12 protein-coding genes are annotated in these 19,252 nt (G+C 69.8%); 5 read left to right on the top strand and 7 right to left on the bottom strand.

Annotated elements, in window-relative coordinates; genetic code table 11:
* Positions 1-42: 42 nt before the first annotated feature.
* Positions 43-1,866, bottom strand: a complete 1,824-nt coding sequence (locus tag ABT063_RS27160; RefSeq protein WP_351061475.1) for a phosphoenolpyruvate carboxykinase (GTP) — start codon at positions 1,864-1,866, stop codon at positions 43-45.
* 283 nt (positions 1,867-2,149) lie between these two features.
* Between ABT063_RS27160 and trhA the strand changes: the two genes are divergently transcribed.
* From trhA to ABT063_RS27145, 3 genes are all read left to right on the top strand, one after another.
* A complete protein-coding gene (trhA, locus tag ABT063_RS27155; RefSeq protein ID WP_351061472.1) occupies positions 2,150-2,863 on the top strand; it encodes a PAQR family membrane homeostasis protein TrhA in 714 nt (237 codons plus the stop codon).
* A 199-nt stretch (positions 2,864-3,062) separates the two neighbouring features.
* Positions 3,063-3,713, top strand: coding sequence for a TetR/AcrR family transcriptional regulator (locus ABT063_RS27150; protein WP_351061469.1), 651 nt, complete (start codon positions 3,063-3,065; stop codon positions 3,711-3,713).
* 12 nt (positions 3,714-3,725) lie between these two features.
* A complete protein-coding gene (locus ABT063_RS27145) occupies positions 3,726-4,457 on the top strand; it encodes a Mut7-C RNAse domain-containing protein (protein ID WP_351061467.1) in 732 nt (243 codons plus the stop codon).
* Here the strand turns inward: ABT063_RS27145 and ABT063_RS27140 are convergent.
* The 5 genes from ABT063_RS27140 to ABT063_RS27120 form a co-directional block, all read right to left on the bottom strand.
* Positions 4,454-6,877: a galactose oxidase family protein gene (locus ABT063_RS27140; protein ID WP_351061464.1), complete on the bottom strand. Its 2,424-nt coding sequence runs from the start codon at positions 6,875-6,877 to the stop codon at positions 4,454-4,456. The genes ABT063_RS27145 and ABT063_RS27140 overlap by 4 nt on opposite strands.
* Positions 6,874-8,076 carry a glycosyltransferase gene (locus ABT063_RS27135; protein ID WP_351061461.1) on the bottom strand — a complete coding sequence of 401 codons (1,203 nt, stop codon included), beginning with the start codon at positions 8,074-8,076 and terminating at the stop codon, positions 6,874-6,876. The genes ABT063_RS27140 and ABT063_RS27135 overlap by 4 nt, the downstream gene beginning before the upstream one ends.
* Positions 8,073-9,731 (bottom strand): ArnT family glycosyltransferase, encoded by a 1,659-nt coding sequence (locus tag ABT063_RS27130; RefSeq protein ID WP_351061458.1) that lies wholly within the window; start codon positions 9,729-9,731, stop codon positions 8,073-8,075. Before ABT063_RS27130 ends, ABT063_RS27135 begins: the two co-directional genes overlap by 4 nt.
* Positions 9,728-11,005 carry a glycosyltransferase gene (locus ABT063_RS27125; protein ID WP_351061455.1) on the bottom strand — a complete coding sequence of 426 codons (1,278 nt, stop codon included), beginning with the start codon at positions 11,003-11,005 and terminating at the stop codon, positions 9,728-9,730. Before ABT063_RS27125 ends, ABT063_RS27130 begins: the two co-directional genes overlap by 4 nt.
* A 232-nt stretch (positions 11,006-11,237) precedes the next feature.
* Complete coding sequence (locus tag ABT063_RS27120; protein WP_351061452.1) at positions 11,238-13,265, bottom strand: thioredoxin domain-containing protein; 2,028 nt, start codon at positions 13,263-13,265, stop codon at positions 11,238-11,240.
* 161 nt (positions 13,266-13,426) lie between these two features.
* On the opposite strand from ABT063_RS27120, the gene ABT063_RS27115 reads away from it, so the two are divergent.
* Positions 13,427-16,636 carry a tetratricopeptide repeat protein gene (locus ABT063_RS27115; RefSeq protein WP_351061449.1) on the top strand — a complete coding sequence of 1,070 codons (3,210 nt, stop codon included), beginning with the start codon at positions 13,427-13,429 and terminating at the stop codon, positions 16,634-16,636.
* Positions 16,637-16,695: 59 nt separating this feature from the next.
* On the opposite strand, the gene ABT063_RS27110 is transcribed toward ABT063_RS27115, so the two are convergent.
* Positions 16,696-16,950 (bottom strand): hypothetical protein, encoded by a 255-nt coding sequence (locus ABT063_RS27110; RefSeq protein ID WP_351061446.1) that lies wholly within the window; start codon positions 16,948-16,950, stop codon positions 16,696-16,698.
* Positions 16,951-17,419: 469 nt separating this feature from the next.
* Here ABT063_RS27110 and ABT063_RS27105 point away from each other — a divergent pair, with 469 nt between their 5' ends.
* On the top strand, positions 17,420-19,249 hold the full coding sequence (locus ABT063_RS27105; RefSeq protein WP_351061444.1) for an Hsp70 family protein: 1,830 nt from the start codon (positions 17,420-17,422) through the stop codon (positions 19,247-19,249).
* Positions 19,250-19,252: the final 3 nt, after the last annotated feature.

Raw genomic sequence — 19,252 nt, 5'->3', positions numbered from 1 at the left:
GGGCACGATCGGAGCCGGCCGCGGCGTAGGGGGAGGGCTGTCTCAGCCCAGGCGCCGCACCAGCGCGTGGTACTCGTCCCACAGCTCCTTGGGCGTGTGCTCGCCGAAGGTGTTGAGGTGCTCGGGGACCAGGGCGGCCTCCTCGCGCCAGACCTCCTTGTCGACCGTGAGGAGGAAGTCGAGGTCGGACTCGGACAGTTCGAGACCGTTCGTGTCCAGCGTCCCCTTGGCCGGCAGGATGCCGATCGGGGTCTCGACGCCCTCGGCCTTGCCCTCCAGGCGCTCCACGATCCACTTCAGGACGCGGCTGTTCTCGCCGAAGCCGGGCCAGACGAACTTGCCCTCGTCGTTCTTGCGGAACCAGTTGACGTAGTAGATCTTCGGCAGCTTCGCCGGGTCCTTGCCCTTGGCGACGTCGACCCAGTGGCCCATGTAGTCGCCCATGTTGTAGCCGCAGAACGGCAGCATGGCGAAGGGGTCGCGGCGCAGCTCGCCGACCTTGCCCTCGGCGGCGGCGGTCTTCTCGGAGGCCACGTTGGCGCCGAGGAAGACGCCGTGGTTCCAGTCGAAGGACTCCGTCACCAGCGGTACGGCGGTGGCGCGGCGCCCGCCGAAGAGAATCGCCAAGATCGGCACGCCCTTGGGGTCCTCCCACTCGGGCGCGATGATCGGGCACTGCGAGGCGGGGACGGTGAAGCGGGCGTTGGGGTGGGCGGCCGGGGTCTCGGACTGAGGCGTCCAGTCGTTGCCCTTCCAGTCCGTCAGGTGGGCCGGGGTCTCCTCCGTCATGCCCTCCCACCAGATGTCGTTGTCGTCGGTGAGGGCGACGTTGGTGAAGACGGAGTTGCCCCACAGCGTCTTCATCGCGTTGGCGTTGGTGTGCTCACCGGTGCCGGGGGCGACGCCGAAGAAACCGGCCTCGGGGTTGATGGCGTACAGCCGCCCGTCCTCACCGAAGCGCATCCAGGCGATGTCGTCGCCGATCGTCTCGACCGTCCAGCCGGAGATCGTGGGCTCCAGCATGGCGAGATTGGTCTTGCCGCAGGCGGACGGGAAGGCGGCGGCGACGTACTTGGACTCGCCCTGCGGAGGGGTGAGCTTGAGGATGAGCATGTGCTCGGCCAGCCAGCCCTCGTCGCGGGCCATGACGGAGGCGATGCGCAGGGCGTAGCACTTCTTGCCGAGCAGGGCGTTGCCGCCGTAGCCGGAGCCGTAGGACCAGATCTCGCGGGTCTCCGGGAAGTGGGAGATGTACTTGGTGCTGTTGCACGGCCAGGGGACGTCCTCCTGGCCCTCCTCCAGCGGTGCTCCGAGCGTGTGCACGGCACGCACGAAGAAGCCGTCGGAGCCCAGCTCGTCCAGGACCGGCTGCCCCATGCGGGTCATGGTGCGCATGGACACCGCGACGTAGGCGGAGTCGGTGATCTCGACGCCGATCGCGGAAAGGTCCGAGCCGAGGGGGCCCATGCAGAACGGGACGACGTACATCGTCCGGCCCTTCATCGAGCCGCGGAAGACGCCCTTCTCACCGGAGAAGATCTCCCGCATCTCGGAAGGCGCCTTCCAGTGGTTCGTCGGGCCCGCGTCCTCCTCCTTCTCGGAGCAGATGAAGGTCCGGTCCTCGACGCGCGCGACGTCGGTCGGGTCGGAGGCGGCGTAGTAGGAGTTGGGGCGTTTGATCGGATCGAGCCTCTTGAAGGTGCCCTTGGCCACGAGCTCTTCGCACAGTCGCTCGTACTCGGCCTCGGATCCGTCGCACCAGACCACGCTGTCCGGCTGCGTCAGTTCTGCGATCTCGTTCACCCACGAGATCAGTTCCTTGTGGGTGGTGGGAACGACAGGGAGAGCCGCTTCGTCGCGCGCCACGATTGCTCCTAGATGAGGGGGTTAATGAGGGTTTTCAGCTGGAGGCCCCGTGGGGGCTGCGACCCGGATGCGATCTTGGGCGCTCATCCGGTGCCGACCGCACTCATTTGATCATCCGACGAGAGTGCCCATCTGTCCAGAGGGCCTCACAGGTGAGCGAGCGTGAGGATGGCCACGTCCACTTCAGGGGGCGGCCACAAGCGCTTCAACTCGCGTGAGACGATGGCCACTCTTGTTCGCACACCGGTTCGTAACTTACGGTTCCGTAGGTACGATGCCCCTCATGACTGCGTCCGCCTCCGACGCGCCCAGGGACACGCCGGCCGCCGGCCGCGGTCCCGTCGCGCTCTCCCTGCCGCATCCGGTCAAGCCCAAGCTCCGCGGGTGGCTGCATCTCGGCATGTTTCCGGCCGCACTCATAGCGGGCCTGGTGCTCACCGCGCTCGCCGACTCCCCCAGAGGCCGCCTCGCCTGCGGCATCTACGCCCTGACCGCCTGCCTGCTGTTCGGCGTGAGCGCGCTGTACCACCGGGGCGACTGGAGCCCACGGATGGACGGCGTGCTGCGCCGACTGGATCACGCCAATATCTTCCTGATCATCGCGGGCACCTACACGCCGCTGACGATGCTGCTCCTGCCGGGCGCCAAGGGGCAGTGGCTGCTGTGGGGCATCTGGGGCGCCGCGGCGGCGGGCATACTCTTCCGGGTCTTCTGGGTCGGCGCCCCGCGCTGGCTCTACACGCCCTGCTACATCGCGATGGGCTGGGCGGCCGTCTTCTTCCTGCCCGACTTCATGCGCACGGGTGGCATCGCGGTCCTGGTCCTGGTGATCGTGGGCGGCCTGCTCTACAGCGCGGGCGGGGTGATCTACGGCATCAAGCGACCGAACCCGTCACCGCGCTGGTTCGGCTTCCACGAGGTGTTCCACTCGTTCACACTGGCGGCGTTCGTGGTGCACTACATCGGAATCTCACTGGTGGCGTACCAGCACGCGTAGACCAGCCCCTCCCGCATGGCCACGGCTTTCGAGCCGTGGCCTTTTCGATGCCCCGAGAGCCACCACCGATTGACAGCTCATATATTTTGACAGCTACTCTCTTTTCACCCCTGCCCGGCAGCCTGCCGCCCGGCACCGCCAAGCGCTCCGAGAGCCCGGACACGGTCGCGCCGCAGGCCGATGCCCGACAATGACCCTCATGACGCCCGCACGCACCGCTTCCTCCACCGACGGCCCCCAGCTGGGACTTCGTGAGCGGAAGAAGATCAAGACCCGGACGGCGATCCGCGACGCGACGTACGCGCTGATCCAGGAACAGGGTTACGACGCCACCACGATCGAACAGATCGCCGAGCGCGCCGAGGTGTCGCCGTCCACGGTCTTCCGCTACTTCCCCACGAAGGAGGACATCGTCCTCACGGACGAGTACGACGAGATCCTGCTCCAGGAGCTGCGCGCCCGGCCCGCGGACGAGCCGTGGATGGACTCCGTGCGGTACATCATGCGGAAGGCCATCGGCCTCGGAATGAGTGAGGAACCCGAGGTCACCCGACTCCGGGCGCGACTGATGGTCGAGGTCCCCGCGGTGCGCTCCCGGATGCTGGAGAGCATGTCGGCCACCGGCAAGCTGCTCGCCGAGGCCGTCGCGGCGCGCACCGGCCGCGACCAGGGCAGCCTGGAGGTGCGGGTCTACGCGAAATCCCTCATCGGGGGACTGTCGGAGATCTCCCTGTACTGGGCCGAGAACGACTTCCGGGACGATCTCCTCGACCTCGTCGACCGCGCGCTGGACCTCTTCGAGTACGGCCTCACCCCGCAGCAGTCCTCAGGTCACGGCCTGCCGACGTGACATCCTGACCAGGTGAACGGTCCCGAGATCCACGTCGACTTCGCCCCCGAGCTGCGCCCGTTCCTGCCCAACGGGCGGCGCCTGGGCGCCACGCCGGTCACCACCGACGGCGTCTCGACCCTCGGCCATGTCGTCGAGTCCCTCGGCGTCCCGCTGACCGAGGCCGGCGCGCTGGTCGTGAACGGCGGCGAGGTGCCGACCTCGTACGTCCCCGTGGCGGGCGACTGTGTGGAGGTACGGGCGGTGAAGCGCCCCCAGCAGGTCCCCGGCGCTCCGCTGCGTTTCCTCCTCGACGTCCACCTCGGCACCCTCGCCCGCCGGCTGCGCCTGCTCGGCGTGGACACGGCGTACGAGTCGACGGACATCGGCGACCCGGCCCTCGCCGCCCGCTCGGCGGCCGAGAAGCGGGTCATGCTCAGCCGCGACCGGGGCCTGCTGCGCCGCCGCGAGCTCTGGGCGGGCGCCTTCGTCTACAGCACCCGCCCCGAGGAGCAACTCCGGGACGTCCTGGACCGGTTCCGGCCCGAGCTGAAGCCCTGGACCCGGTGCACCGCCTGCAACGGCCTGCTGAAGGAGGCCACCAAGGAGGAGGTGGAGAACCAGTTGCGGGGCGGGACGCAGCGGACGTACGACGTCTTCGCCCAGTGCCGGCAGTGCGGGCGGGCGTACTGGAAGGGCGCGCACCACGAGCAGCTGGTGGCCATCGTGGAGCGCGCCCTCGAAGAGTTCGCCGACAGACGCTAACGCTTCCTGACGTCAGCCTTCCCGCAGGCGATCCCGTCCTTGTCGCGGTCGAGCCGCAGCGGGTCGTCCTTGCCGTTGACCTTCAGGCGGCCGTAGTCGTTCTTCGCCAGCCAGGTGCAGCGGGCGGCCGTCGTCTTCTTCACCTCGTCCGGGAAGGCGGTCGGCACGCAGACGTTGATCGAGCCGTAGTGCCGGTCGCAGCCGGAGACGGTCGGGCTCACCTTCTGCGAGGTCTTCTTCTTGCCGGGCTTGGTGACCGTGCCCTCGAGCGAGTCGGCGAAGGAGTGCACGTGTGCCGAGGCGTCCGTCGCGCTGAGCGCGGCAGGGCCCTGGAGGTGCACCCACTTGGCCACCGACGGCACGCCGTTGGCGTCCACCGCGAAGAGCATGTACCAGCCGGGCGGGGCCAGGTTGGGGTTGCTCGTCACGTTCAGGTCGACGTTGTTGCCGTCCACCGACAGCGGCAGGTCCACGAACCGCTGGTTCGGGTCGGAGGAGTGGGTGACCGCGGCCGGGCGGATCAGCTCGGCCTTGGCGATGGGCCGGTCCACCGTGATCCGCTGGGTGTCGCCGTAGTTCCACTCGGTGTCGATCACCGAAGTGATCGTCGGACGCTCGCCCTTGAGCAGATAGGGCGGGGTGTAGATCGACACGTTGTGGTTCCAGGTGCCGTTGCCCGGGTTGTCGCCGGTGGTCATCACACGGCCGTCGGGGAGGAGGAACGCGGAGGAGTGGTAGCCCCGGGCCTCCGGGTCGACGGCGACCGGGTCGAAGGTGTTGGTCACCGGGTCGTAGATCGACGTCTCGTAGACCGGGTTGGCGCGGTTGTGCAGCGCGCCGCCGGTCTCCAGGACCTTGCCGTCGGGCAGCAGGACCGCGGAGACGTACATCTTGCCCTGATTGCCGGTCTGCGGCACCGGACCGTTGCCGAGGTCGACCGTGCCCTGCGGGATCGGCGGCCCGGCCACGTACGACGGGTTGGCGGACTTGAGGTCGATGACGTCGGTCAGCCGGTTGCCCTCCGGGTTGGAGTCGATGTTGCCGCCGCCGAGAGTGAGGACCTTCTGGTCCTGGGCCGGGGGCAGCAGCACGCTGGCCGACTGGTCGCGCTCGTCCTTGTTCTGCAGGCCCGGGATCTGCGTGATCGTGTTCGCGTCGTAGTCGTAGATCGCCGACCCGGTGCCCGGGATGTTGTTGCCGAAGACATGGCTGCCCGAGTAGAAGAGGCGGCCGTCCTGCATCAGGATCATCGACGGGTACAGACCCCAGTACGACCAGGTCTGGTTGACCTTCCACGTCGGCAGCCACTGCTGCTCGGCGTCCGACCACAGCTCGGCCGTCACCGAACCGGTGGAGTCCTCGCGCAGACCGCCGAAGGAGATGACGTCACCGTTGCCGAGGGCGGTCGCCGACGGGTACCAGTGGCCGTCGTTCATGTCGTTGGTCTTGGTGTACGTCTCGGTGGCCGGGTCGAAGATGTACGAGTCCTTGTAGCCCTGGTAGCCGACCGTGCCGTCCGCCGACGGATAGCCCTTGTTGCCGCTCATCACCAGCACCCGCCCGTCCTGGAGCTGGACGTGCCCGGCGCAGAACATGTCCTTCGGGGTGGCGATGATCTTGTATTTCCCGGTCGCCGGGTCGTACACCGCCGAGGTGAACGTGCCCGCGTTGAACTGCTCCTCGCTGTTGCCGGAGCCCGCGATCAGCAGCACCTTGCCGTTGTGGAGGACGACCGAGTGCATGGAGCGCACCGGGTTCTGCATGGGCAGCACGTCCCACCGGCCGTTGGCGCACTCCGCGGGCGTGCCCGTGCACACGGGGTCCGGGACCGGGTCGGCGACCTGCTCCATCGTGTAGTCGTCGGTGGTCGCCGAGCCCGTGCCGTAGACGGAGACGCCCCAGGTGATGCGGTCGGTGCCGGCCGGGACCTCGGGGGTGCGGACCGTGGCCTCGGTCCAGCTTCCGGCCATGTCCAGCGTCTTGAGGTCGGTCCAGTACTGCCAGCCCGCCGTGGCGTCGTGCCGGAAGAGCGTGAGGGAGGTGTCCGGGGTCGTCGACTTGTACCAGAGGCCGAGGTCGTACTGCTTGCCCGCCGTGACGACGGGCGCGCACTCGGTGGACTCGGTGATCAGCGCCTTGCGGTCGCCGTCGACCCGGCGGGTCAGCTCGACCTTCATGGCCTTGGAGCCCGAGTGGGCGTCGTTCACGGTCGAGAAGGTGAAGTCGTTGTCGCCCCAGCCGGACTTCTCCCAGCAGTACGGCATGTCGGCCGTGCCGGCGGTCTCGAAGCCGGGGTTCTTGATGAGGTTGGCGGCGGAGGCGGACTGCGGTGAGGTCAGGAGCAGGCCGGCGGTGAGCGCGCCTACGCCAATGAGTGCGGTTCTTCTTCTGTGTCTGGTGGTCGAACGACGTCTGTTCACACGGCTCTCCTTGCGGTACGGCCGCCATCGAGGCCCCCGCGGCCCCTGCGCGGCAGATAGACCAGCGCTTCGGTGGCCACGAAGCGCAGGACGAAGGTCGTCACCAGCGCGAGCGCGGTGGCGGACAGCGCGCCCATTTCGAACCGATGGACGAACAGCGCGATCAGCGGGATACGCAGCAGCAGATCGGCGTTGGCGAGCAGCGCGAACCGGCCGACGCGGTCCCACCACTGGCGGTGCCGACGCCGGTCGCGGAAGAGCAGGTGCTCGATGAGCAGGAAGTTCCAGGCCACCCCGAGCTGGTTGGCGAGGATCTCGGCCGGGACGTAGTGCATGCCGCCGGCGGTGAGAGCCCACAGGCCGAGCAGATTGGGCACGAAGCCCGTCGCGCCGATCAGGCCGAAGCCGACCATGCGGGCGACCGGCGAGGCGGTGCGCAGGCCGACCAGGTGGCGCAGGAAGCGGAAGCCCTCCTGCGCGGTCGACTTGGACTCCCCCGCGAACCGGTCCTGGAAGACGAACGGGACCTCGGTGACCCCGCGCGGACGGCTGCGCACGGCGAGTTCGAGGAGGATCTTGTAGCCGAGGGGCTGAAGGACGTCGGCGGTGACCGCGCTGCGGCGGATCGCGAAGAAGCCGCTCATCGGGTCGCTGATGCCGTGCAGCCTGCGCGGGAAGAGGGACTTCGTCAGCCAGGTCGCGCCGCGCGAGACGGCCACGCGGTAGCTGCCCGCGAGCCCGGCGCGGCTGCCGCCCTTGATGTAGCGGGAGGCGACGACCAGACCTGCGTTCGCACGCTCGCCGGTGGCCACCAACTCCGGTACCAGGGAGGGCGGGTGCTGGCAGTCGCCGTCCATGACGACGATCCAGTCGGAGGAGGCCGCCTTCAGGCCCTCGACGACCGCGCCGCCGAGCCCGCCGACCGGCTCGTCCCGGTGCAGGACGGTGACCGGGAAGGGGCAGTCCTTCGCCGCCTCCTGGATGACCTCGGGGGTGTCGTCGGTGGAGTCGTCCACGAAGACCACCTCGCAGGGCAGCCGGGTGGGCACCGACTCGGTGATCTGGTGCAGCAACTGCCGTACGTTCGCGGACTCGTTGAAGGTCGGTACGACGATGGTGACGGCGCCCGGTTCGGGTACTTCGACGGCCCGTGAGGCCGGATCGTCGAGTTCTCCGGGGACGATGGATTCCTGGCTCATCGGTCGCCTCCTGCGGCGCTGCCGGTGGTCTGGATCTGCCGGATCTCGATCCGGTCCTCACCGGTGCCGAAGACGGCGACCGGTTTCGAGTGCTGGATGGCCGCCTTGACGTTGGGCAGGTCGACCGCGTCGCGCCGGACCGTCGGCGAGGCGACGACGTAGTCGATGTCCTTCCAGCCGCGCGGCATCGTCTTGGTCACCGCCGGGTCGAGGTCGGCCTTGTAGAACCAGATGACGCCGAGGCCGGGCCGGTACCCGGCGTGCACCAGGTCCAGCCACATCGCGTCGTCGACGAGTACCCGGGTGTCCTTGGGGTTCTCCACCTCGCTGCTCAGCCACTTCGAGGCGGCCTTGTAGGGGGCGTTGGCGTCGAGGGTGACGGCGGTGCGGGCGCCGTCGTACCAGCGCGGTAGGACGTAGGCGCCGGCGGCGATGGCGAGGACGGCGGCGAGCGCGTACCGCCCACCCGTGACGTACCGTTTCTCCCCGTCGGCCCGCCACCTGCGCACCACGGCGTGGGCGACGGACGCGGTGCCGCCGGCGAGGACGAGCGCGAGGAAGGGCAGCGCCTGGATGACGTACATCGCGGGCAGATAGCCGTTGGGGCGCAGGGCCAGCGCGGCCAGGATCGCCACCGCCGCCGCCGGTCCGGCCAGCGCGCGGGCGGTGACCGACCAGCGCCAGGTGGCCAGCAGCAGAAGCGCGCCGGCCAGGCCGCCCAGCGGCAGCACGCGGTCGTAGTAGAGCCACGACTGCAGGACGCCGTACGAACCGGAGCCCTGGTCGAGGATGAAGCCCGAACCGGGCCTGGTCATCTGGTACTTGACGCCGTCCCAGAGAGAGACATGGCCGCTGCCGGGCAGCAACTCGCCCTTGAGGAGGGCGAAGAGGGGGTAGGAGAAGCCGATCAGCGTGCAGGCCGTGATGGCGCCGGTGACCGCGAACTTGCGGGTGTCGCGGTGGCTGTGCCGCCACATGGTGAGCAGGAGCGCGGGCAGGATGACGAGCATCGTCTCCTTGGTGAGGACGGCCGTGGCGGCCGCGATGCCCGCCCCGAAGTGGTGCCAGAGGTGGCGGCTCGGGGAGGCGGCGAGGGTGAACGCGAGCAGCGTCCACATCACCGCGAGGTTGTCGAGGAAGATCTCGCGCTGCAGGATGACGGAGAGGGGCGAGAGCCCGAAGAGCACCATGCCGAGCGCGGCGGCCCAGCGGGGCAGCCACAGGCGGCGGCCCAGGACGTAGACCAGGATCGCGCTGATGCCGCTGATCACCAGCATCGTCGCCCGCATCGAGCCGACCGTCATCGACTCGGGGCTGAGTGTGGCGGGTATCCAGGTCAGCGCGGCTATCTGGATCCAGCCGAGCGGCGGGTGGTCGTACCAGTAGGTGTAGTGGGCCAGGCCCCTGCCCTCCTGGACCGCCCAGGCCTGCGCGAGATAGGTGCCCTCGTCGTCGCTGAGCGTCGGGTAGTCGGCGATGTTCCAGCCCTGCACGATCATGATCGCCACGAGGAGCACGCCGCACAGCAGGAGGTCGGAGCGGGAGGAACGCAGTCGGCTCGGCGGGGCCGTTCGGCCGGCCGGACCGGGTGCGGGCGCAGGCTGCCTCTGCGCGGGGACCGTAGGAGTGGTCACCGCGGGAAGGGTGGAGGTCACGCGGGAACGTCCTCTCGGATCACTGCGGTACCGGTCGGTTCGGTGAGATGTGCGCCGACGTGCGTGGTCAGCTCCCAGTCGTTGCGGCCGCGTTGCTCACGCCATACGGCGCGGATGGCGGCCCCGGCGAGGAGCACCTGGTAGAAGGGGCCGCCCACGATGAGCTTGAGGTAGTGGACGAAGCGGACGCGCAGGCCGTACTGCTTGCCGAAGTCGTGCAGCCCGACGATCTCGAAGACGAAGGTCACCATGGCGGTGACGAGCGGCAGGAAGGTGATGAAGGCGATGCTCACGGGCACGTCGAGGAAGAGCGCGATCGCCACGTTGAGCGGAATGATGATGCCGGTGAAGGCCTGCATGAACGGCGTCATCAGGGTGTAGCGGGCGAGCAACCGCTGCCCGAAGCCCGGGAGTTGCTTCCAGTCCTTCTTCCGGTACACCTGGAGGAAGCCCTGGTTCCAGCGGGTGCGCTGCTTCAGCAGCGACATCAGCGAACCGGGGGTCTCCTCCTTGGTCACCATGTCGGAGTCGTAGGCGACGACGACCTTCTTGCCGACGCTGGAGAGCCGAACGCCCAGGTCACAGTCCTCGGCGAGGCAGTCGGGGTCCCAGCCGTCGGCTTCCCGCAGCACGTCGGTCCGTACGAAGACGGTGTTGCCGCCGAGCGGGATGAACCCTTTCTGCGCGTGCAGGTGCAGCCGGGAGCGGAACCAGAAGAAGTACTCCAGGCAGTTGCGCAGGCTGTACCAGCTGGAGTGGAAGTTGATGAGCTGGACCCCGCCCTGCACGACGTCCGCGCCGGTGGACCGGAAGGCGTGGTCGACATGGGCGAGGAGCTCGGGATGGACCTGGTCCTCGGCGTCGAAGACCCCGACGACGTCGCCGCGGCAGTGCGGCAGCGCCGTGTTCATGGCCTTCGGCTTGTTCTTCTTCTCGTGGGTGTCGACGACGACCCTCACGCGCGGATCGCGCTCCGCGGCGTCACAGGCGACCGCCGTGGTCTCCGGGTCGTCGTGCCCGACGATCACGATGATCTCGAAGTCGGTGTGGCTGGATTCCAGCAGCCGCTGGATGGTGTGGTCCAGCACGGCTTGCTCGTGCCGCGCCGGAAGCAGCAGCGAGAAGGACAGCTGCTCGCCGCCCTCCGGCCTGCTGAAACGGGTGGAGGCGAGCACTTCGGGCGTACGCCACGCGTGCATTTGCCACCACAAGGTGAACGCCGCCATCCAGAACAAGGCCAGCGAGACAGCAGCGATGAAGACAGACGTCAGCAACAGATCCCCCAGATCCCAAACCCCCTGGCGCGACGGAAGCCCCCCTCCGTCGCGTCACTGTGCAGAGATTAAGGGGGAACTGTGAAGTGTGGGAGCTGTTCCGATAAATAGTTTGTTTCGGAACGGTGCGGCGGCTACTGGGAGGTATCCCAACACGTGGCCCATTTGGGCACCCTGAACGAACCCCTCCGCTCCGGATACCCGCCACTCAGCGGCCTGTCATCAGCCGTTGTCAGCCGCTCAGTTGCGTCCGCAGACGGTCCGGATCGGTCGTCGGAGCGTCACAAGTGAAGTTACGGCAGACGTACGCCGTCGGTTCACCGTTGCTCAGCGGGCGGGAGGCGAGCAGCGGAAACTCGTCACTGTCCGGGGTGCCGACGGCGACGACCGCGCCCGGGGCGGCGCCGAGAAGTGCCGTACGGTGCAGGGTCCTTGTACCCGGGTCGTCCAGCGCCGGGCCGACGACCGCGACCTCCCTCGGCCCGTCGAGCCGGGCCTCGGCCGCGGCGAGCCCCCAGCCGATGAAACGGGGGACGCGCGGGCCGAGGGCCTTGACGACGCCGAGTGCCTTTTCGGCCGCGGTGCGGTGGGGCTCGTAGCCGGTCTGGGCGGCGTAGCTCAGCAGGGCGCCCGCGGCGGCGGTCCAGCCGGACGGGGCGGCGTTGTCGGTGGGGTCCTGCGGCCGGCGGATCAGCTTCTCGGCGTCGGCGGCGGTGTCGTAGAGGGCGCCGGTGTCGTCGGCGAAGCGGGTGAGGACGTGGTCGAGCAGGAACCCGGCGAATTCGAGCCACACGCCCTCGCCGGTCACGGAGGCCAGCGCGAGGAAGCCCTCGGCGACGTCGGCGTAGTCCTCCAGCACGCCCGCGTTGGCACCGACGTGGCCGTCCTTGCTGGTGCGGGCGAGGCGGGCGCGGTCGTCGAGGTGCAGCCGGACGAGCAGGTCGGCGGCGCCGAGGGCGGCCTCGACCAGGTCGGGACGGTCGAAGTAGGCGCCGGTCTCGGCGAGCGCGGCGATCGCGAGGCCGTTCCAGGCGGCGACGACCTTGTCGTCCCGGCCGGGGGCGGGGCGGGTCGCCCGGGCGTCAAGGAGGCGGCGCTTGACAGTCTCGATCTTCTCGGCGTCGAACACGCCCTCGTGCTGCGGGAGTTGCAGGACGGAGGCGCCGTGCTCGAAGGTGCCCTCCTCGGTGACGCCGAAGTAGTGGGCGGCGAGCTCGGCATCGTCGCCGAGCACCTCGCGCAGCTGCTCGGGCGTCCACACGTAATAGGCGCCCTCGACGTGCCTGCCGGTCCCGTCGTCGCTGTCGGCGTCGAGCGCGGAGGCGAACCCGCCCTCGTTCGTGCGGAGTTCGCGCACCATGAAGTCGGCGGTCTCCAGGGCGACCCGGCGGGCGAGTTCGGAGCCGGTGGACCGCCAGAGGTGGGCGTAGACGCGGCACAGCAGCGCGTTGTCGTACAGCATCTTCTCGAAGTGCGGCACGACCCAGTCGCGGTCGACGGAGTAGCGGGCGAAGCCGCCGCCGAGCTGGTCGTAGATGCCTCCGCGGGCCATGCGCTCACAGGTGTCCTGGGCCATCTGCAGGGCGCCCTCGGCCCCGGTCCTGGCATGGTGGCGCAGCAGGAACTCGATCACCATGGACGGCGGGAACTTCGGCGCCCCGCCGAATCCGCCGCGCTGTGGGTCGTACTCCCGGGTGAGCCCGAGGAGGGCCGCGACGAGCTGTTCCTCGCCGGGTGCCTGGCTGTCGCCGTAGGAGATCTCCCGCCCGGCGAGATCCCGCACGATCTTCCCGGCGACCTCCGCGACCTCCTCCCGCCGGTCGGCCCAGGCCGCGTGGACGCCCTGGAGGACCTGCCGGAAGGAGGGCATGCCGTGGCGCGGGGCGGGCGGGAAGTACGTGCCGAAGTAGAAGGGCTCGGCGTCCGGGGTGAGGAACACGGTCATCGGCCAGCCGCCCTGCCCGGTGGCCGCCTGTACGGCCTCCATGTAGACGGCGTCCACGTCCGGGCGCTCCTCGCGGTCGACCTTGATGTTGACGAAGTGGGCGTTCTGGTAGTCGGCGGTCTCCTGGTCCTCGAACGACTCGTGGGCCATGACGTGACACCAGTGGCAGCTGCTGTAGCCGACGCTGAGCAGGACGGGCACATTCCGTTTGCGCGCCTCCTCGAAGGCCTCGGCCGACCAGGGCCACCAGTCGACGGGGTTGTCGGCGTGCTGAAGGAGGTACGGGGACGTCTCGTGCGCCAGTCGGTTCGGCATGGTGTCCATCCTGCCGCAGTACCACTCCCCTCGCCGGACAGCACACAGCCCGTGCCCCCACGGCATGTGATCCTCCGGCCCTCTCCCCAGGGCGTCCCGTCCGCAGCACACTTGACCGTGGACGATCGAGAAGTGCCGTTGCCGCCGGAGGGGGACATGACATGCGGGACAGTCATCGCGCGGAGGCCGAACGGCTGCTGGCGCGGGCCGTGGAGGAGGAAGTGCGGCGCTCGGGCGGGCGCACCGACGGGGGCGTGCTGCTGTCGCGGGCGCGTGGGTCGCTGGACGCCATGGCGCAGACGGCCGTCGAGGAGTACGAGGCCTACACCCGCGCCCTGGACGAGGCGAAGGCCGGGCAGCTCACCTTCGGGCAGCGGTACGCCAAGGAGGGCGGCGGCACGCCCCTGATGGTGGCCGGTGTCGCCGCTGTCGCGGCCACCGTCGCCGACCTGGCCTTCGGTACCGGCGCCGGCACGGCGCTGGGTGCGGGCGTGACCGTGGGGGTCGTCGGCGCGGCGGCGACCGTGGTGAAGGTGGCCGGCGCCCATCTGCCCGCCGCGCATCACCGCGCGGGCGCCATCACCCAGCCCGGCGGCCCCGAGCAGCTGCGCCTGCAGTGGCTGACGGCGCTGGAGGTACGCGGGATCCGGCCGTTCCTCGACCAGCAGCGGGTGCTCAGCGCGTCCACCGGCCCGAAGAAGACGGCGCAGGGGCCGCGGCTGATCGGCGCGGACAAGAGCGCGGCGGCGCGCGGGCGGACCGTGCTCCAGCAGTCGTTCGGGCAACTACCCGAGCCGGTGGGCCCGTTCGCGGGCCGACGGCAGGAGATGGGGCGGATCCGGCAGTGGGTGCAGGCGGCCCGGGCGAGTACGGAGACGAAGCCGACGGTGGTCGTCCTGCACGGGGCGCCCGGCAGCGGCCGTACGACACTCGCGGTGCGCGCCGCCCACGACCTGAAGGACTACTTCCGTGGCGCGTGCGTGGTGGATCTGCGCGGCGACAGCCCGGAGGAGCCGCCGCTGTCCACCCGCGACGCGCTCCTCCACCTGCTGAACCGGCTCGGCGCGCCCCGCGAGCAGCTGCTGTTCCGTGAGCGTTCCTCCGCGGACCAGCAGGTCAAGCGGCTGAGCGAGCTGTACCACCAGCATCTGACCGGTCTGCCGGTCACCATCGTCCTGGACGACGCCTCGGACCCCGAGCAGGTTCGCACGCTGGTCCCCGAGCGTTCCGACAGCGTGGTCCTGGTCACGGCGCGGGAGCCCATGGTGTTGCCCGCCGACCTGCCGGCCCGGGTGCACCACCTGCCCGTCGAGACCCTGGACGCGCCCGGCGCCGAGGAACTGCTGGGCGCGGCCGCGCAGGACAGCACCGGGCCCTACGACGCCGAATCGACCGACCGGGTCAGGGAGTTGTGCGGCGGCCTGCCGCTGGCGCTGCGCATCGCGGGCTCGTCCCTGGGCCCGCGCTCGCCCCGCCGGCTGGCCACGGACCTGGGCGCGTACGGCCCGGTCGAGCCGGCCGAGAGAGTCCTCTGGCTGCGCTACACCGACCAGTCGGAGACCGCCCGCCGGCTGCTGCGCCGCCTCGCGCTGGCCGGCCGTGCCTCGCTCGGCGCCGCGGCGGCGGCGGCCCTCCTGGCCACGGACGAGGCGGAGGCGACCCGCCACCTGGTGGCCCTCTCCCGGGCGGGCCTGATCGACCACGTCCGCGGCAGCCGCTACCGCCTGCACGACCTGGTCCGCGCCTTCGCCCACGCCCGACTCCTCGACGAGGAGGAACCGGCGGAGCGTACGGCGGCACAGGAACGGTTGATCGTGAACTACGCCGACCTCGCGGATTCCGTGCTGCGTCTGGTGGACGGCAACATGTCGACCCGCTCGGACCGCTTCAGCCCGCACGGCTTCCACTCCCTGGACGAGGCGCTGCGCTGGCTGGACGACGAGTCGAGCTTCATCACGGCGGCGCTGCGGCACGCGGAGGGCGTGAACCAGGCGGCCGTACTGAATCTGCTGGGCGCCCTGTGCGACTACTGCCTGCTGCGCGGCGACCTCTACCGCCTGGGCGAGATCAGCGAGCTGGCGCAGGCGGTGGACCAGGGGTTGCTGGTCCGCTCGGTGCAGTGGCGCACGGGTATCGCGGCGCGGCAGCTGGGCGAGCTGGACAAGGCGCGCACCACACTGACGTCGGTCGTGGACCTCTACATGGAGGCACACCACGACGCGGGCGCGGCCCGCGCTCTGTGCTCCCTCGGCATCACCCTGCACCACCAGGGCAATCTGACCGAGGCGGCGGCGAGGCTCCGCGAGGCCCTGGACCTCCAGGCCGCGCCCCAGCTGGCCACGGACCGCGCCTGGACGATGCACGCGCTGGCGGCGGTGGAGCGGGACCGGGCGCGGCTGGCGGAGGCTCTGGACCTGCTCACCGAGTCCCTGGTCCTGCACCGGCGGGGCGAGTCGGTGCACGGCGAGGCCTGGGCCCACTTCCAGCTCGGCCAGCTGGGCCTGCGCATGGGCGACGTACCGCGCGCGGAGACCGAGCTCACCACGGCCCTCGAACTGTACGGCCGCACCCGCGATGCCCGCGGCGAGGCCTGGGCGCTGACCCAGCTGGCCCGGGCCCGCCTGGTCGCCGGCGACGCGTCTGCGGCCGTCGACGCCCTGCGCCAGGCCGCGGCCCGCCACCGTGACAACGAGGACGCGCGGGGCGAGGCGTGGACGGTGTACTACCTGGGGCAGGCCCTGGAGGAGACCGGCGACCTGGACCGGGCGGTACGGGAACTGGAGCGGTCGAGGACGATGTTCTCGCGGATCCGGGACGTGTACGGGCTCGCCTGCGCCCGGCATCACTCGGCCCGGGTCACTCGGGACCAACGGGCGGCGCAGACGGGGTCCTTGCGGAACTCGGGCTTCGCGCGCCAGTTGCTGGTGGACGCCCGGGCCGACTTCCAGCGCATCGGCGTCGCCCATGGTGAGGCGTGGACGTGCCTGGAGCTGGCGGTGGTCGACGCGGGGAACGCCCGTACGCCGCAGGCGCTGGCCTTGTGCGACGAGGCGGTGGGGTTGTTCACGTCGTACGGGGACCGGCGCGGGGAGGACTGGGCGCGCTTCCTTCGCTGCACGTTGTTGCCGTATGCGGCTCCCGGTGGCGTCGAGGTCGGTACGGCGGTGGCGCAGGAGGAGCTGGCTCAGCTGGGGCGGGCCGGGCACCCGGCTCGGGACGACAAGCTGGACGACTACGTGGAGGCGTTCGAGCTGTTGCTGGAGCGGGGGGTGAGCCTGGAGGCGGGCTGGCAGGCCTGGCGGCTGGGGATGGTGCCGGGGAGGCATTCCCGGGAGGTGATGGGGGTGGCGGTGGCCGCGGGACACGGGTGACCGAGAGGCGGCCAGGAGATCCCGCTTCACCGACGAGGTGTCCGCCCCCTCGGCCTCGCCTACGCCCCGCACTGCGGCATGGACAGTCGCCTGGCACGGGCCGCCGCCGTACCGGCTGACGGCGGCAGCCGGGAGATCGCCGTATGACACTGCCGGACGCCGCGGTGCGCGTCGTGGACCTGGCCGTCGACGGCCGGCTGCTGGAGGAGACGACCGCCGGACCGCGCCCCGTCTCCGTCGGCCGTCTCGACGAACACTGCGCCGAGGAACCGGCCCCGCCCGGCCGGGCCACGGATCTGCTTGTCCACGTCCACGGATGGCAGACCACCCCGGAGCCCGCCCTCGCGTCGGTCCACCGGCTGCCGGTGCACCGGGCCGGACAACCGGCGCGACTACAGCGGGAAACACAAGTCCCAAGCCCTGCTGTTCGGTGGCATCACCGACACCCGCGGCCGGCTGATCTGGATCTCCGCCTCACGCCCCGCGCGGTCCTCCGAGACCGCCGCCGAACGCGCCGCCTGCGAACACATCTTCGCCCACCTGCCAGCGTCGTTTGCGTTTTCCCGGCACCCTCTTGGGAAAAGACTTACGCACGGAACCAGCCGCTGTACGCTCGAATACGCCGGGGGGTGTGGGGTAGCGGGGGCATGCCTGCTTCTCAGTAGGTGAGGCGGCGTTTGATCGTTTTTCGTGACGACGGATTTCAACGCAGACGGCGCACGTTCGCCTGCGCCGTCCGAGCGGGGGGGCAGCGTGGGGGATCCAGCAAACCGTGGCACATTCGTGCCGAAGGTCGTCGTGGCCATCGATTTCGGGACGCACGGCTCCGGATTCGCATGGGCGACGGTGTCGAATCTGCAGGACATCACCAATCGTCGCTACATCGCTTACCAGGACTTCGTGACCGACGGTGGCAGCAGTTCCTATCCGAAGGATCTGACGGCCGTCCTGGTGGATGCGAACGGTACGGCGACGGAATTCGGGTTCAAGGCCCGCAGGCGCTGGCAACACGAACTCAGCCGGGGAAATCCGAGCGGTTTCGGATACGCCACCAGGTTCAAGATGGCGCTGCGGGCCGACGCCCCGCCAGCCGACGTGCCGCGATTCCTCGGCAGCCTCGCCGGGGCCGACCACCACGTGGTGCGCAGGCTGATCGCCGCCTACCTCGGCAAGGTGTACCAGACGGCGCTCAAGGCGATCGAGGCGACCGGCTACCGCGGCATTGGCTTTACCGCGGACGACATCCGCTGGTGCATCACCGTGCCCGCGATCTGGAAGGACTCCGAGAAACGCGTGATGCGCAAGGCCGCGGAATTGGCCGGCATACCGACGGGCGAAGACCGGCTCCTGCTGGTCAGCGAGCCGGAGGCCGCGGCCGTGTACTGTGCGCTCGCCTCCGGCACCCTGCTCGGATCTGAGCGGCCGGAAGGCAGACTCGACGTCGGGACAGCCGGCAGCCGCTTCATGGTGGTCGACTGCGGCGGCGGCACCGTCGACATCACCAGCTACCAGATCCGCCCGGACGGTGTCGGCGACAACCGTCTGGCCGAGATCGGCATCGCCGACGGCGGACCGCTGGGATCGGCGTACATCAACCAGTACTTCGTCGACCAGGTGCTTGCCGACCGCTTCGGGGCCGAGGAGTTGAAGGCGCTGATGGTCTCCCATCCGCGGGAGATCGCCAAGCTGGAGGACCGCTGGGAGGAGTGGAAGGTCGGCCTGCATTCCGAGACCGCGCCCGACGGCACTCCGACCATCACCACGCCCTGCGACATCGAAGTGCCCGGGCCGCTCTGGGAGGCCCTCGCGCAACCCACCAGGCAGCGGCTGACAGATCTGGCCTTAGGCGATCCGTATCACATCGTCGCCACCCCGGAGGAGGTCGTCGCGGTCCACGAATCGGTGGTCGAGCCGATCCTGAAAACGATCGAACGGCAGCGCCTTCTCATCATCGACAACGGCCCGGTCAAGGGCGTGGACCAGATCGTCATCGTCGGCGGTCTCGCCCGCTCCACCTATCTGCGCGACCGGATCGCCCAGCGGTTCGGCGGCGAGGTCAAGGTGCTGATGCCACAGGACCCCGCGGTCGCGGTCCTTGGCGGGGCCGTGCACTTCGCCTACAACCCGGCGGTCATCTGGGGCCGCCGCTCGAAGTACACCTACGGCTACGAGTGCGCGATGCCCTTCCGCGACGGCATCGATCCGAAGGGCAAGCGCTTCGTCAGCGAGGACGGCGACGTGATGTGCAACGACCGTTTCAAAGTCGTGGTCCGGCGCGGCGACGCGGTCGGGGTCGACGAAGTGGTCGAGACCAGCCTCAGTGTGATTCAACGCAGCATCCGTACCTTCGATATCGGACTGCTCGCGACCTTCAGCGACGATCCGCAGTATATCGACGAGGAGGGCTGCGAGCGTGTGGGGGCCGTGGTCGCGGATGTGACCGGCTCGGTGGGACGGCCATCGTCCGAGCGGAAGCTCGACATCTACTACGCGTTCGGCGGGACGGAGATCGCGGTCGAGACCCGGGACCGCGTCAGCGACGTGCGCCGCAAGGCGACGATCGAATTCACGGAGATGTACGGACGCCGTGGCAGCGGCCAGGCAGGTGGTTGATCA

The organism is Streptomyces sp. NPDC002838 (assembly GCF_040295365.1).
In the GTDB taxonomy this organism is placed as follows: Bacteria; Actinomycetota; Actinomycetes; order Streptomycetales; family Streptomycetaceae; genus Streptomyces.
Note: the sequence above shows the minus strand (reverse complement) of the source record. Positions and strands in the feature narration are given on the sequence as shown.